Source organism: Pseudomonas sp. 31-12 (genome assembly GCF_003151075.1).
Lineage (GTDB): Bacteria > Pseudomonadota > Gammaproteobacteria > Pseudomonadales > Pseudomonadaceae > Aquipseudomonas.
Map to the genome: position 1 here is coordinate 6588979 of NZ_CP029482.1, position 15101 is coordinate 6604079.

A 15101-nucleotide genomic window follows, 5' to 3' on the forward strand; every position below is an offset into this window, starting at 1 on the left:
TCGCTCCCACATTGGATTTGCGTAGTGCGGGAGATCAGCGGTAATCATCGACCGGTACGCACGCGCAGAACAAATTGCGGTCGCCATAGACGTTATCCACCCGATTCACCACCGGCCAGTATTTATGCGCCTTGGTGTGCGCATCCGGCGTCACCGCTTGCTCGATGCTGTAAGGCCGCTCCCAAATGCCGGTGATATCGGCCAGGGTATGCGGCGCTCGCTTCAGCGGATTGTCCTCGGCTGGCCAGTTACCGTTCTGTACCTCGGTGATTTCCGCACGAATGCTCAGCATCGCGCCGATAAACCGGTCCAGCTCGGCCTTTGACTCACTTTCGGTCGGCTCGACCATCAGCGTCCCCGGCACCGGGAATGACATGGTCGGCGCATGGAAACCGTAATCCATCAGGCGCTTGGCCACGTCCTCTTCGCTGATCCCGGTCAGCGCCTTCAGTGGTCGCAAATCCAGGATGCATTCGTGCGCCACACGCTCGTTGCGCCCGGTGTAGAGCACGGGGAACGCCCCGGACAAATGCTGCGCCAGGTAATTTGCGGCAAGGATCGCCACCTCGCTGGCATCCGCCAGTTGCGGCCCCATCATCGCGATGTACATCCAGCTGATCGGCAAAATGCTCGCGCTGCCCCAAGGCGCCGCGCTGACCGCGCCGTTCTGCGGCAGCGGCCCTTCAATCGGCACCACCGGGTGATTGGCGACGAACGGCGCCAGGTGCGCGCGCACACCAATCGGGCCCATGCCCGGCCCACCGCCGCCGTGGGGAATGCAGAAGGTCTTGTGCAGGTTCATGTGGGACACGTCGGCGCCAATGTCCGCCGGCCGCGCCAATCCCACCTGGGCGTTGAGGTTGGCGCCATCCATGTACACCTGGCCGCCGTGGCTGTGGATAACTTCACAGATTTCGCTGATGCCTTCTTCATACACGCCGTGAGTCGACGGATACGTCGCCATCAGGCAGGCAAGTTTGTCGCCAGCGTCCGCAGCCTTGCCTTTGAGGTCATCCAGATCGACGTTGCCCGCCTCGTCGCACTCGACGATCACCACGCGCATCCCGGCCATCTGCGCCGAGGCCGGGTTGGTGCCGTGGGCGGAGGACGGGATCAGGCAGATGTCTCGCGCCCCTTCATGACGGCTCTCGTGGTATTTGCGGATCGCCAGCAGCCCGGCGTACTCGCCTTGGGCGCCGGAGTTGGGTTGCATGCAGATCGCGTCGAAACCGGTGATCGCGCAGAGCCAGCGCTCCAGTTCCTCGATCATCAGCGAATAACCCACCGCCTGCTCTTTCGGCACAAACGGGTGCAGGTTGGCGAATTGCGGCCAGGTGATGGGGATCATCTCGCTGGTGGCATTGAGTTTCATGGTGCAGGAGCCCAGCGGAATCATCGACTGGTTGAGCGCCAGGTCTTTGTTTTCCAGTTGCTTGAGGTAGCGCAGCATCTCGGTTTCGCTGTGATGGGCGCTGAATACGGGATGGCGCAGATAAGGCGAGGTGCGCAGCAATCCTGCGGGAATGCCGGATGCAAGGGATTCACCGTCCAGTTCGTCGACGTTCAGCCCATGATCGGAACCGAGGAACACATCGAACAGTTTCGCCACCGTGGTTTCGTCTGAGGTTTCGTCAAGGCTCAGCCCCAGCTGCCCGCGCCCGAGAATGCGCAAATTGATCTGTGCGGCCTGGGCACTTTCGATGATTGCCGTCTGAGTGCCACCGACCTCCAGCGTCAGCGTGTCGAAAAAGTGGGTGTTGAGGCGGGTGATGCCGTGACGCTCCAGACCGGCAGCAAGGATGCAGGTCAGCCGGTGGACGCGCTGGGCAATCTGCTTCAACCCTTCCGGGCCGTGGTAAACCGCGTAGAAACTGGCGATGTTGGCCAGCAATACCTGAGCGGTGCAGATGTTCGAATTGGCCTTCTCCCGCCGAATATGTTGCTCGCGAGTTTGCAGGGCCATGCGCAACGCGGTATTGCCGCGAGCATCTTTCGAGACGCCGATGATCCGCCCGGGAATCGCTCGCTTGTACTCTTCGCGGCTGGCAAAAAATGCCGCGTGTGGTCCGCCGTACCCCATCGGTACACCGAAACGCTGGGACGAGCCGAACACCACGTCGGCGCCCAGCTCACCCGGCGGGGTCAGTAACAGCAGGCTCAGCAGATCCGTCGCCACACAGGCCAGCGCCTGCTGGGCATGCAGGTGATCGATCAATGGCCGCAGATCGCGGATCTCGCCATGGGTGTCCGGATACTGCAGCAGCGCGCCAAACACCTCGTACTGCTTCAAGTTATCCACAGCATCGATGATCAGCTCGAAACCGAAGCCTTCGGCGCGGGTTTGCACCACGGAGATGGTTTGTGGATGGCAGTTCTCATCGACGAAGAACAGATTGCTTTTGGACTTGGCGACCCGCTTGGCCAGCGCCATGGCTTCCGCCGCCGCGGTGGCTTCATCGAGCAGCGAGGCGTTGGCCAGTTCCAGGCCCGTGAGGTCGATGGTCAATTGCTGGAAGTTCAGCAGCGCTTCGAGTCGCCCTTGGGCGATCTCTGGTTGATACGGCGTGTACGCGGTGTACCAACCGGGATTTTCCAGCACGTTGCGCAGAATCACGGTGGGCGTGAGGGTGCCGTGGTAGCCCATGCCGATCAGGCTGGTCCAGACCTGGTTCTGCTCGGCGTACCCACGCAGCTTGGCCAGCGCGGCTTCTTCGTCGAGGGCGGGCGGTAAATCGAGCGCCCGATTCAGGCGGATTCCCGGCGGCACCGTTTGCTCGATCAGCTCGACCCGACTGCCGAGGCCGAGGCTGTCGAGCATCGCCTGTTGCTCGGCGGCATCGGGGCCGAGGTGGCGGCGAAGAAAAGCATTGGGGTCGCGTAACTGGCTCAAGGACGGCAATTGGGACATGACGGGCTCTCTCTTGACTGGCGCTCAACGTCGATGCAACACGGTCAAACCAGCATAGCAGCCAGTACAAACGGCGGACCTTGTGGGAGCGAGCTTGCTCGCGAAGGGCCGTGTCAGTCGATGTAGATGTCAGCTGAAAGACCGCCTTCGCGAGCAAGCCCGCTCCCACAGGGAAAATCCGTCAGGCGAAAAAAAGCCCCGACGGGTCGGGGCTTTGGGATGACGCTCAAGGCTTACTCGCCGATGGCGGCCTTGTAACCAGCTGCATCGAGCAGCTTGTCCAGCTCAGCCTTGTCGCTAGGCTTCAGTTTGAAGATCCACGCGCCGTACGGATCGGTGTTCAGCAGTTCAGGCGAACCGCTCAAGTCTTCGTTGATCGCGATCACTTCACCGGAAACCGGGGAGTAAATGTCGGAGGCGGCTTTAACCGACTCAACGACACCGGATTGATCACCGGCAGCGAAGACTTTTCCGACTTCGGTCAGCTCAACGAACACCACATCGCCCAAGGCTTCCTGAGCGTGATCGCTGATGCCCACGGTGACGGAGCCATCAGCTTCCAGGCGGGCCCATTCGTGACTTTCGGCAAAACGCAGGTCGGCAGGGATATCGCTCATGTTCTGTGTCCTCAAGAGAATTGTCAGCGGTCGTTGCCCGCCAAAAAGGTTAGATCAAGGTTTTGCCATGGCGTACGAAGGTCGGTTTGACCACTCGGACCGGGTACCACTTGCCACGGATTTCCACTTCTGCGCGGTCGGCAGTTGCCATCGGCACGCGCGCCAGTGCTATCGACTTGCTAAGCGTAGGAGAGAAACTACCACTGGTGATCTCTCCTTCGCCAACATTGGCGATACGGACCACTTGATGAGCGCGCAAAACCCCACGTTCCTCAAGGACCAGACCGACCAGTTTGTGCTGCACACCACCCGCCCGCTCGGCTTCCAGGGCGCTGCGACCGATGAACTGGCGAGTGGCCGGTTCCCAGGCAATGCTCCAGGCCATGTTCGAGGCCAGTGGTGAAACGTCCTGATGAATGTCCTGGCCGTACAGGTTCATGCCGGCTTCGACACGCAAGGTATCCCGGGCGCCCAGACCGATAGGAGAAATGCCCGCGCCCACCAGATCGTTGAAAAACCCTGGAGCCTGATTGGCCGGCAGCACGATCTCCAGACCGTCTTCACCGGTATAGCCGGTGCGCGCGATGAACCAGTCGCCATCAGGCTGGCCTTCGAAAGGCTTGAGCATCTGGATCAGGTTGCCGCGGGACTGGGTGACCAGTTCGGAGATCTTGTGCCGGGCATGGGGGCCTTGAATCGCCAGCATCGCCAGTTCGGAGCGCTCGTTGAGCTGCACGTCGAAACCATCGATGTGGGCCTGCATCCAGGCGAGGTCCTGATTGCGGGTGGAGGCATTGACCACCAGCCGATAACCGTCTTCGAGACGGTAGACGATCATGTCGTCGACGATGCCGCCGCGCTCGTTGAGCATGGTGCTGTACAAGGCACGGCCGGGGCTGTGCAGGCGCTCGACGTCATTGGCCAGCAAATGCTGGAGCCAGGCCTTGGCCTGAGGGCCGGCGACATCGATCACGGTCATGTGGGATACATCGAAAACCCCGCAATCGCGGCGCACCTGATGGTGTTCCTCGACCTGCGAGCCGTAATGCAGAGGCATATCCCAACCGCCAAAATCGACCATCTTCGCGCCGAGGGCGAGATGAAGGTCATACAGAGGCGTACGCTGTCCCATGGGTTTCTCCTTCCGGGCGTGGCGAAGGTGCGGGCAAGTGCTTAACGGGCGAAAGCCTTGAAATAGAAGGCTTTCAGCCGATATCAGCTACCGAGTCCGTAGGACGGACCGCACCGAATGCCGCGCATTGTAGCCTCAAGGTGTAGGACTGACACCTAGGCGTTTCGATGCGCCGAACGTCGAATCAATCCGATGACCGGTAACAGCCCGACCAAAACGAGAGTCAGGGCCGGCAACGAAGCCCTCGCCCACTCGCCTTCGCTGGTCATTTCAAAGATCCGTACGGCCAGCGTGTCCCAGCCAAACGGGCGCATCAGCAGGGTCGCGGGCATTTCCTTGAGCACATCGACGAACACCAGCAACGCGGCGCTCAACGTGCCGGGCAGCAATAACGGCAGATACACTTTGAAAAACAGTCGTGGCCCACTGACGCCAAGGCTACGTGCCGCTTCGGGCAAAGAAGGCCGTATTCGCGCCAGGCTGCTTTCCAGCGGCCCATAAGCCACCGCGATGAAACGCACCAGATAGGCCAGCAATAACGCCGACAGACTGCCCAGCAGCAATGGCTTGCCGGCCCCGCCGAGCCAGCCTGACAACGGGATGACCAGTTCGCGGTCCAGGTAACTGAACGCCAGCATGATCGACACCGCCAACACCGATCCCGGCAGGGCGTAGCCGAGATTGGCCAGGCTGACACCGGAACGGATCGCCCGGGTCGGCGCCAGTCTTCGGGCAAATGCCAGCACCAGCGCAACGCCGACGGTAATCAACGCTGCCATGCCGCCCAGGTACAGGGTGTGGACAATCAGCCCGGCGTAACGCTCATCCAGATCGAAACGTCCACGCTGCCAGAACCACACCACCAGTTGCAGCATTGGAATGACGAACGCACACGCGAACACCAGGCCACACCAACTCATGGCCGCCAACGCCTTGAAACCCCGCAGGTGGTACAGCGCCTTGACCCGGGGTCGCTCATTGCTCATGCGGCTGGCCCCGCGCGCACGACGTTCGCCGTACAACACAATCATCACCACCAGCAGCAACAGGCTGGCCAGTTGCGCGGCGGTGGAGAGGCTGAAGAATCCGTACCAGGTTTTGTAGATGGCCGTGGTGAACGTGTCGAAGTTGAACACCGACACCGCACCGAAGTCCGCCAGGGTTTCCATCAACGCCAACGCCACGCCGGCACCAATCGCCGGCCGCGCCATCGGCAGGGCCACACGCCAGAACGCCTGCCACGGCGATTGCCCGAGCACGCGTGCCGCTTCCATCAGGCCTTTGCCTTGGGCCAGGAACGCAGTACGCGCCAGCAGGTAAACGTAGGGGTAGAACACCAGCACCAGAACGAGGATGACGCCGCCGGTGGAGCGCACTCGCGGCAATCGCAGCCCGGTGCCGAACCATTCCCGCAGCAGGGTTTGCACGGGGCCGGCGAAATCCAGCAGGCCGACGAAGACGAAGGCCAGCACATAAGCCGGAATCGCAAACGGCAGCATCAGCGCCCAGTCCAGCCAGCGCCGGCCGGGGAATTCGCAGAGGCTGGTCAGCCAGGCGAGGCTGACGCCCAGGAGCGTGACACCGATTCCGACGCCGAGCACCAACGTCAGCGTATTGCCCAGCAGGCGCGGCATCTGGGTGTCCCAGAGGTGCGACCAGATTTGCTGATCGATGGTTTGCCAGGAGAAAAACAGCACGCTCAGGGGCAGCAGGACCAGCGCGGCGATGGCGAAGACCAGGGGATACCAACGGCGTTGGGCGGGGTGGGCCAAGGGAGTTCTCTAGAAAATATTCGTCCGACTCTAACTTGAAGCCGGCTCCATTTTGTGGCGAGGGAGCTTGCTCCCGCTCGGGTGCGAAGCAGCCGCAGGAGGTTATCAGATCATCTCGATCCTGACCTATAGACGCCAACGGGGCCGCTTCGCAGCCCAGCGGGAGCAAGCTCCCTCGCCACAGGTAGCCACACGCCACAATAACGGTGAGGTCAGTTCCAGCCCGCCCGATCCATCATCCGAATCGCTTCAGCCTGACGCTTGCCGGCAATTTCCACCGGCAGTGTATCGGCCACAAACTTGCCCCAGCTCGCTACTTCAGCAGATGGCTGAACCGCAGGGTTGGCCGGGAATTCCTGGTTCACGTCGGCGAAGATCTTTTGCGCTTCAGGGGTGGTCATCCATTCAACCAGGGCCTTGGCCGCTTCCGGGTGCGGTGCATGCTTGGTCAAGCCGATGCCCGACAGGTTCACATGAACGCCGCGATCACCCTGGTTGGGCCAGAACAGTTTTACCGGCAGGTCCGGCTTCTGCTTGTGCAGACGGCCGTAGTAGTACGTGTTAACGATGCCGACGTCGCACTGACCGGCGTTGATCGCCTCGAGCACGGCGATGTCGTCGGAGAACACGTCGGTGGACAGGTTGTTGACCCAGCCTTTGAGGATCTTCTCGGTTTTGTCGGCACCGTGCACTTCGATCATGGTGGCGGTCAGGGACTGGTTGTAGACCTTCTTCGCCGTGCGCAGGCACAGGCGACCTTCCCACTGTTTGTCAGCCAGTGCCTCGTAGGTGGTCAGCTCACCGGGTTTTACCCGATCGGTGGAGTAGGCAATGGTTCGCGCCCGCAGGCTCAGGCCGGTCCAGGCATGGGAGGACGCGCGGTACTGCAGCGGAATGTTGGCGTCGATCACCTTGGAGGTGAACGGTTGCAGGATGCCCATCTGCTCGGCCTGCCAGAGGTTGCCGGCATCGACTGTCAGCAGCAGGTCGGCGGTGGCGTTCTCGCCCTCGGCCTTGATCCGCTGCATCAACGGCGCTTCCTTGTCGGTGATGAACTTCACCTGCACGCCGGTTTTCGCGGTGTAGGCATCGAACACCGGCTTGATCAGCTCGTCGATACGCGAGGAGTAGACCACCACTTCGTCGGCGGCCTGTGCAGCAGTGCTGCCGATCAGGGTCAGGGCGAGTGCGGTCAGTAGACGCTTCGGTGCCAACATGGGAGCGGTCTCTCGATTGGAAAAGTGAGAGCAAATGATAAGGACTCACATTTAGCTTCTCAATCGAACAGTTTGCGGAGGAGTTACCAGATGTTGCATAGCCAGAGTGGCTGACCTGTGGCGAGAGGATTTATCCCCTCACCACAGGACTCTGTCCACTTCAGGCCTTGGCCAGCGCCGGCAAATCCCCGATCAGCCCCAGCGCTTCGCGCACGAACAACGCCTTGGCCTCGGGCATCTGGTCGACCATCTTCAACCCGGCATTACGCAACCAGCGAACCGGCAACGGATCGGCCTGGAACAAACGCTCGAAACCTTCCATCGCCGCCATCAACGCCAGATTGTGCGGCATGCGCCGACGCTCATAACGACTGAGCACCTTCACATCCGCCAACCGCTCACCGCGCCCCGCCGCTTGCAGCAGCACTTCGGCCAGCACGGCAGCATCGAGGAAACCCAGGTTCACGCCCTGCCCGGCCAGCGGGTGAATGGTGTGCGCCGCATCGCCGATCAGCGCCAGGCCTTCTGCTACATAACGCTTGGCATGCCGCTGACGCAGTGGCACGCACAGACGCGGATCGGCGCTGAGCACTGTGCCGAGCCGGCCTTCAAAGGCGCGCTCCAATTCGAGACAAAAACCCGCGTCGTCCAGCGCCATCAGCCGTTCGGCTTCACTGGGCGTGGTCGACCAGACGATCGAACACCAATCCTGCTGGCCGTCCCGTTCCAACGGCAAGAACGCCAGCGGACCATTGTCGGTGAAGCGCTGCCAAGCGGTCATTTGATGTGGTTTGGCGCTGCGCACGCTGGTGACGATCGCATGGTGCAGATAATCCCACTCACGCGTAGCCACGCCGGTCAGGCGGCGCACCGCCGAGTTGGCACCATCCGCCGCAATCACCAGCGGCGCGCGCAAGGTGCGGCCATCGGCCAGGGTCAGCAGCCAGTCATCGCCGGAGCGGCGCATCTGCTCCAGGCGCGCATTGGCCAGCATTCCGAGGTCGCAGTCGTGCAGACGATCGAGCAAAGCATCCTGAACCACGCGGTTCTCGACGATATGCCCCAGCACATCGGCATGCACGCTGGCGGCCGAGAAATGGATCTGCCCGGTGCCGCTGCCGTCCCAGACCTGCATTTCGGTGTAAGGGCTGCTGCGCCGATTGGCGATGCCGTCCCACACGCCGAGGCGCTCAAGAATCCGCTGGCTGGCGGCCGACAAGGCGCTCACCCGCGGTTCGAACGGCGCCTGGCCATCGAAGGGCTTGACGCTCATCGGGCTGCCGTCCAGCAGCAAAACTTCCAGCCCGCTGTCCTGCAACGCCAGCGCCAGGGCGCTGCCGACCATTCCGGCCCCGACAATCAGCAGATCTGCGCGCATTTCCATGCTTTAAGCCTGTCTCGCTTGCGGCTTGAGCCGCACGTAAAGGGTTTTCCGGACCCGCGCCACCAGGGCGCCGGCGCCGTCATGAATATCGACCTGCAATTGCGGCAGGTATTTTTCGCCATTCGCCGTCTGCCGGCGGATCTCGTCGAGCAAGGTCTCGTCGATCGTGAAACGGGCGAACACCGGGCCTTTGCCCGGCGCGATGAAATCGATGTCAGCAGCTTTGTCCCAGACGATGTATTGACGTCCGAGGTTTTCCATCAGCATCAGCATGTAGAACGGGTCGACCATCGAATACAGGCTGCCGCCAAACTGGGTGCCGACGTAATTGCGGTTGTACCAGCTCAGGCCCATGGACACCTGGATGTCCCGGAAGTCATCGCTGATGTGCCGCACCCGAACCCCGGCGCCGAAGTACGGCGGATAGAACGACATGAACCAACGCATCAACCGCGCTTTGCCGAACGAGCCAACCAGCCACTTAAGCATCAGGACGCGTACCCAGCCCCATGGCCTGGCGGGCGAACCAGCGCTTGGCCGGCGGCAGCAGGTCGAGGCCGAGCAGGCCGATGTTGCGGCCCAGCGAAACCAGTGGCTGGGTGCTGCCGAACAAACGGGTCACCTGATCGGAGAAGCCCACGGTCAGGTTCTGATCCATGCGCTGACGTTCGCGATACGCCTGCAAGGTCGCGAAATCGCCGGGCGATGTGTCACTCGCCAGCAGTGCATCGGCCAAGGCTTGAGCATCACGCAGCGACAGGTTGAAACCCTGCCCGGCAATCGGGTGAAGGCTGTGCGCGGCGTTGCCGAGGATCGCCAGATGCGGTCGCACCTGCTCTTCGGCTTCGATCAGCGTCAACGGGTAAAGATGCCGCGCGCCCACCTGCTTCAGGGTGCCAAGGCGATAACCGAACACGCCTTGCAACTCGCTGAGGAAGCTCTTTTCATCGAGGGCTGCCAGCCGTTGCGCGTCCATCCCCAATCGGGTCCAGACCAAAGCGCAGCGGTTTTCCGGTAGCGGCAACAACGCCATCGGGCCGTCATCGGTGAAGCGCTCGAAGGCCATGCCGTTGTGTGCTTCGCTCGGGGTGATGTTGGCGATCAAGGCACTCTGGTTGTACGGGCGCTTTTTGATGCCGATGCCCAATTGCTCGCGCAGGCCGGATCGGCCGCCATCAGCGAGCACCGCGAGGTCGCATTCCAGGGTGGTTTCATCGTTGAGGGTCAGGCGATAGCCATCGGTCAGCGGCTCCATGCGCGTGACTTCCGCCGGGCAACGCCACGTGACCACGTCCTTATCCAGACCTTGCCACAGGCATTGGCCAAGCCAGGCGTTTTCCACCACATAACCCAGCGCCGGAACGCCTTCTTCCATCGCTGACAATCGCGCGGTGGAGAAACGTCCACGGTCGGAGACATGAATCTGCTTGATCGGCTCGGCGCGGCGGGAGATTTCCTGCCACACGCCCAACCGTTGATAAATCTGTTTGGCCCCGTAGGACAACGCCGAAGAACGGGCGTCGTAACTCGGTTGATAGGTGTGGCCGGGGGCAAAGGGTTCAATCAGCACGATCTTCCAGCCGCGGGCCTTGGCCCCGGCCTGCAACGCCAACGCCAGGCTGGCACCGACCAGACCGCCACCGATGATTGCCAGATTGACTCGACTCATGCGGCTTGTGTCCGCGCGGCAGCCATCAAGGCCTCGATCTCGGCGACCGTTTTTGGCACGCCTTGGGTCAGGATTTCACAACCGTTTTTGGTGACCACCACGTCGTCCTCGATGCGCACGCCTATGCCGCGCCATTTCTTCGCTACGTTCTGGTTGTCCGGGGAAATGTAGATACCCGGCTCCACGGTCAGCGCCATGCCGACTTCCAGCACCCGCCATTCGCCGCCGACCTTGTACTCGCCGACATCATGCACATCCATGCCCAGCCAGTGGCCGGCGCGGTGCATGTAAAACGCTTTATAGGCTTCGCTGGCGATCAACTCGTCAACGTCGCCCTGCAACAGGCCCAACTTCACCAAACCGGCGGTAATCACCCGGACCGTGGCTTCGTGCGCCTGATTCCAGTGTTTGTTCGGGGCGATTTCGGCGAATGCAGCTTCTTGCGACGCCAGCACCAACTCGTAAATCGCTTTCTGCTCCGCTGAATACTTGCCGTTGACCGGCCAGGTGCGGGTGATGTCGCTGGCGTAGCAGTCGATCTCGCAACCGGCATCGATCAGGACCAGGTCGCCGTCCTTGAGCACTGCGTCATTCTGCTGGTAATGCAGGATGCAGCTGTTGCGCCCGGCGGCGACGATCGAACCGTAGGCCGGCATCTTCGCTCCACCCTTGCGGAACTCGTAGTCGAGCTCGGCTTCAAGGCTGAATTCGTGCAGTCCGGCCCGGCTCGCCTGCATCGCGCGGATGTGCGCCTGGGCGGAAATCCGTGCGGCTTCGCGCATCACCTTCACTTCTGCCGCCGATTTATACAGGCGCATGTCGTGCAGCAGATGATCCAGGGCAACGTATTCGTTCGGCGGCTGGGCGCCGAGGTGCGCTTTAGAGCGGATCACGTTGATCCACTCCATCAGGTGCCGGTCGAATTCCGGGTTGCTGCCCATGGCCGAATACACCCGGTCCCGACCTTCGATCAGGCCCGGCAGGATGTCGTCGATGTCGGTGATGGGAAACGCATCGTCGGCGCCGAAGTCGCGGATCGCGCCTTCCTGGCCGGCGCGCAGGCCGTCCCACAACTCGCGCTCGGCGTTGCGTTCTCGGCAGAACAGAATGTATTCGCCATGTTCGCGACCAGGCATCAGCACGATGACAGCCTGCGGCTCGGGGAAGCCGCTCAGGTACTGGAAATCGCTGTCCTGGCGGTAGACGTGCTCGACGTCGCGGTTGCGAATGGCCACCGCGGCGGCGGGCAGGATCGCGATACTGTTGGGTTCCATCTGCGCCATCAAGGCCTTGCGGCGACGGCTGTATTCCGATTTCGGGATATGAATCATGGGCAGATGGCTTTCCCTGGCAAACGATTAATGCAACGACGGCTTGGCGGCTGGCGGCACATCGGCTTTTTTGGTTTCCGAGAACAGCAGCAGCGGCGCAACGCGCAGGTATTCCATCACTTCCATGTAGTCGCTTTCGCCGTCTTCGGACTCTTCCAGGGCGTCTTGCACTTGGGAAATGGCGGCCAGATCCTGCAACACTTCAGTGGCTTCAGTGCTCAGCATGCTGCTGTCACGGCAGTTCAGGCCGAAACCGCTGAGGAAGCCCTGGCACCATTGGCCCAGTGCCGCGGCACGCTCAGCCAGCGGTTCGTCATCGGTCGGCAGCAGCAGAACGACCGTCACGTCGTCGCCGGTGAGCTCGCCCTTGACCATCTCCTGCAAGCCGATCAAGGCATTGCGGACATTATCCTGGGGCTCGGTTTCGAGCAGCTCGGCGGCATCGATCAACCACTCTTCTGCATTGAAGCCCGCACCGGCGCAGCTGCGGCCGAGCAGCAGGCCATGCAGTTCGGCAGGCGAGACGTTATGACCGCTGGAAGTCAGCAGTGTGGCGAAGGCTTGGTACGGGGAATTCTGAATGGGCATGGGCAGCTAGGCGCCAGACGGCGCTATGTCTAGAATGAAGGCCTTGTATCCTACATCGACAGACTCGCCAAGACTATTAAAGGCTGTCCGCCCGTTACCCCCATCAGACTATTCAGTGGACACAATGGAAGACACCGACCTGCAAGCGCTGATGGCCAGACTCGAACTGCTAATTAATCGGGTCGAGCAACTTAAGAGTCAAAACGGACTCCTATTAGCTCAGGAAAAAACCTGGCGCGAGGAACGCGCTCACCTCATTGAAAAGAACGAAATCGCCCGGCGTAAGGTCGAATCAATGATTTCGCGCCTCAAGGCCCTGGAGCAAGACTCATGAGTTCAAGCAATAGCGTTACCGTGCAGATCCTCGATAAAGAATATTCGATCATCTGCCCCCAGGAAGAGCGCAGCAACCTGGTGAGCGCCGCCCGTTACCTGGACGGCAAGATGCGCGAAATCCGCAGCAGCGGCAAAGTCATCGGTGCCGACCGCATCGCCGTGATGGCCGCGCTGAACATCACCCACGATCTTTTGCACAAGGAAGAGCGCCCGGATGTGCAGGCCAGCGGCTCGACGCGAGAGCAGGTTCGCGACCTGCTGGATCGCGTCGATCTGGTGCTCGCCACCGATCCGGACGTCACCAAGGGCTGAAACACGAAACCGCTTGGGGTATACTCGCAACACTCCCTGGGGTGCTTGCCAGTTGACCACGTCCCTGAGCCGATTCGCACTACCCTGGAGGCTGCACGTTGGGCTGGTGTGCATGTCCGCTAGACGGAAAGCCTTAAAGCCTACTGCATCTTCCACCTTGAACTTTCGGGTTCAAGGGCTAAGTCAGCAGCGGTTCATCCGGGGAGCCTGATTCCAGTCCGATGCCGGTTTAAATACCGGCATCGGCTTTTTTACGGGTACGCTTTATGTATCCGTCCTGTCGAAGCCTGAATCCATGACCGAACCTGCGCTGCTGCCCCGCCCGCAACTTCGACGCATGCTGCGCAAGGCCCGCCGCGCACTGACACCCAGTCAACAGCGCCAGGCTGCTCGCGGGCTGTACAAGCAATTAGCCCAGCAGCCGCTGTTTCGCCGGGCAAAACACATCTCCCTGTATCTGCCCACCGACGGTGAAATCGACCCGCGCTTGCTGCTGCGCGCTGCGCAACGTCGGGGCAAGGCGACTTATCTACCGGTGCTCAGTGCCTGGCCGCGAACCAAAATGGTGTTCCAGCGGATTCGTCCCGGTGAAAAGCTGAAGCCCAACCGCTTTCGCATTCTCGAACCCCGGCACAACCTCGCCCGTCAGCGCAAAGTCTGGGCGCTGGACCTGGTCCTATTGCCGTTGGTGGGATTTGACGACGTCGGCGGACGCCTGGGAATGGGCGGCGGTTTCTACGATCGAAGCCTCGCCTATCTGGCGCGCAGGAAAAACTGGCGCAAGCCGACACTGCTGGGGCTGGCCCATGAATGTCAGAAGGTAGAACGATTGGCTCAGGCGAGCTGGGATGTGCCGTTGCAAGGAACGGTAACCGACAAGGCGTGGTATTTCGCAGGTTAGACGCCAGGATCAGCGGCGTCCGAAAGACAGTCTCAGCGCTTGAAAGCCGACGATTGTTGTTGCTGCGCGATTTCGATCGGTGCGTCGGTCTTGTTATTCCACAGGCTTTGGGCATAGCCAGTGGTCACGACGCCGAGGCCGAACAAAATAACCAAAATCCATAGTAAATCCGGTTTGCGTTTCATCGATTGCCCCCCAAAGGCACATCAACACGATGACAGCAGCGGTTTCCGTTGTAGGTGTAGGCCGTGCAGCAGCGTCAAGCTTAGAAGGCCGGCATTTTGCGACAACGTGAACTGACACGCAAACGCTGGCGTCAACCGACCGTCGGTTTGTCATAAAATTGCCCGACAACTTGCCCACTCACCTCGCAAGGAGCAAAAACCATGGCCTATTGGCTGATGAAATCCGAGCCCGATGAACTCTCGATCAAAGATCTTGCGAAGCTTGGAAAAGCGCGCTGGGACGGGGTTCGCAACTATCAGGCGCGTAACTTTTTGCGGACGATGGCAGTGGGCGACGAGTTTTTCTTCTATCACTCCAGCTGCCCCGAGCCCGGGATTGCCGGGATCGGAAAGATTGTTGAAGCGGCGTATCCGGACCCGACGGCGCTGGAGCCGGAAAGTCATTACTACGATCCCAAGGCCACGGCAGAGAAAAACGCCTGGAGCGCGATTGATGTGGCGCATGTCGAGACGTTTGCCAAAGTGTTAAAGCTGGATTACTTGAAGCAGCAGACGGCGTTGGCGCAGATGCCGTTGGTGCAGAAAGGTTCGCGGCTTTCGGTGATGCCCGTCACCGCCGAGCAATGGGCAGCGGTGTTGGGCCTGCGCTGAAAAACGCTGCACTGCCCGCCGCTCTGATCTGGATCGATCAGGCGTGGCACCCAGTTGACAGATATCAAGTCACCCCCGCCGCTTGCCTGTCAGACTAC

Annotated in this window: 15 protein-coding genes and 1 other RNA gene; 5 read left to right on the forward strand and 11 right to left on the reverse strand. The window is 61.1% G+C overall.

All coding sequences use genetic code 11. The annotated features are described in order from the left end of the window. Window positions 1-34 precede the first annotated feature (34 nt). The 10 genes from gcvP to DJ564_RS31270 form a co-directional block, all read right to left on the reverse strand. Entirely contained in the window at window positions 35-2908 is a 2874-nt protein-coding gene (gcvP, locus tag DJ564_RS31225) for an aminomethyl-transferring glycine dehydrogenase (protein WP_109635738.1), read from the reverse strand. A 233-nt stretch (window positions 2909-3141) separates the two neighbouring features. Continuing rightward, complete coding sequence (gcvH, locus tag DJ564_RS31230) at window positions 3142-3525, reverse strand: glycine cleavage system protein GcvH (RefSeq protein WP_109635740.1); 384 nt, start codon at window positions 3523-3525, stop codon at window positions 3142-3144. Between the two features lie 49 nt (window positions 3526-3574). Next, entirely contained in the window at window positions 3575-4657 is a 1083-nt protein-coding gene (gcvT, locus tag DJ564_RS31235; protein WP_109635741.1) for a glycine cleavage system aminomethyltransferase GcvT, read from the reverse strand. A gap of 155 nt (window positions 4658-4812) precedes the next feature. Beyond that, a complete protein-coding gene (locus DJ564_RS31240; protein WP_109635743.1) occupies window positions 4813-6429 on the reverse strand; it encodes an iron ABC transporter permease in 1617 nt (538 codons plus the stop codon). 212 nt (window positions 6430-6641) lie between these two features. Next, complete coding sequence (locus tag DJ564_RS31245) at window positions 6642-7646, reverse strand: extracellular solute-binding protein (RefSeq protein WP_109635745.1); 1005 nt, start codon at window positions 7644-7646, stop codon at window positions 6642-6644. Between the two features lie 160 nt (window positions 7647-7806). Beyond that, a complete protein-coding gene (locus tag DJ564_RS31250; RefSeq protein ID WP_178082365.1) occupies window positions 7807-9024 on the reverse strand; it encodes a 2-octaprenyl-3-methyl-6-methoxy-1,4-benzoquinol hydroxylase in 1218 nt (405 codons plus the stop codon). Between the two features lie 9 nt (window positions 9025-9033). Further along, entirely contained in the window at window positions 9034-9519 is a 486-nt protein-coding gene (locus DJ564_RS31255) for a DUF4442 domain-containing protein (RefSeq protein ID WP_109635748.1), read from the reverse strand. Beyond that, a complete protein-coding gene (gene ubiH / locus DJ564_RS31260) occupies window positions 9512-10699 on the reverse strand; it encodes a 2-octaprenyl-6-methoxyphenyl hydroxylase (protein ID WP_109635750.1) in 1188 nt (395 codons plus the stop codon). The genes DJ564_RS31255 and ubiH overlap by 8 nt, the downstream gene beginning before the upstream one ends. Beyond that, window positions 10696-12030 (reverse strand): Xaa-Pro aminopeptidase, encoded by a 1335-nt coding sequence (pepP, locus tag DJ564_RS31265; protein ID WP_109635752.1) that lies wholly within the window; start codon window positions 12028-12030, stop codon window positions 10696-10698. The genes ubiH and pepP overlap by 4 nt, the downstream gene beginning before the upstream one ends. A gap of 27 nt (window positions 12031-12057) precedes the next feature. Continuing rightward, window positions 12058-12618 carry a YecA family protein gene (locus DJ564_RS31270; protein ID WP_109635753.1) on the reverse strand — a complete coding sequence of 187 codons (561 nt, stop codon included), beginning with the start codon at window positions 12616-12618 and terminating at the stop codon, window positions 12058-12060. Window positions 12619-12742: 124 nt separating this feature from the next. On the opposite strand from DJ564_RS31270, the gene DJ564_RS31275 reads away from it, so the two are divergent. The 4 genes from DJ564_RS31275 (at window position 12743) to DJ564_RS31290 (ending at window position 14167) form a co-directional block, all read left to right on the forward strand. After that, entirely contained in the window at window positions 12743-12952 is a 210-nt protein-coding gene (locus DJ564_RS31275) for a TIGR02449 family protein (protein WP_003213954.1), read from the forward strand. Continuing rightward, entirely contained in the window at window positions 12949-13266 is a 318-nt protein-coding gene (locus DJ564_RS31280; RefSeq protein WP_007942435.1) for a cell division protein ZapA, read from the forward strand. Before DJ564_RS31275 ends, DJ564_RS31280 begins: the two co-directional genes overlap by 4 nt. A 30-nt stretch (window positions 13267-13296) precedes the next feature. Then, window positions 13297-13475, forward strand: a non-coding RNA gene (ssrS, locus tag DJ564_RS31285) — 6S RNA. Between the two features lie 86 nt (window positions 13476-13561). After that, on the forward strand, window positions 13562-14167 hold the full coding sequence (locus DJ564_RS31290) for a 5-formyltetrahydrofolate cyclo-ligase (protein ID WP_010465002.1): 606 nt from the start codon (window positions 13562-13564) through the stop codon (window positions 14165-14167). A 32-nt stretch (window positions 14168-14199) separates the two neighbouring features. Here DJ564_RS31290 and DJ564_RS32235 read toward each other — a convergent pair whose 3' ends face one another. Beyond that, window positions 14200-14352 carry a hypothetical protein gene (locus DJ564_RS32235; RefSeq protein WP_178082330.1) on the reverse strand — a complete coding sequence of 51 codons (153 nt, stop codon included), beginning with the start codon at window positions 14350-14352 and terminating at the stop codon, window positions 14200-14202. A gap of 201 nt (window positions 14353-14553) precedes the next feature. On the opposite strand from DJ564_RS32235, the gene DJ564_RS31295 reads away from it, so the two are divergent. Continuing rightward, a complete protein-coding gene (locus DJ564_RS31295) occupies window positions 14554-15003 on the forward strand; it encodes an EVE domain-containing protein (RefSeq protein WP_109635755.1) in 450 nt (149 codons plus the stop codon). Window positions 15004-15101 lie beyond the last annotated feature (98 nt).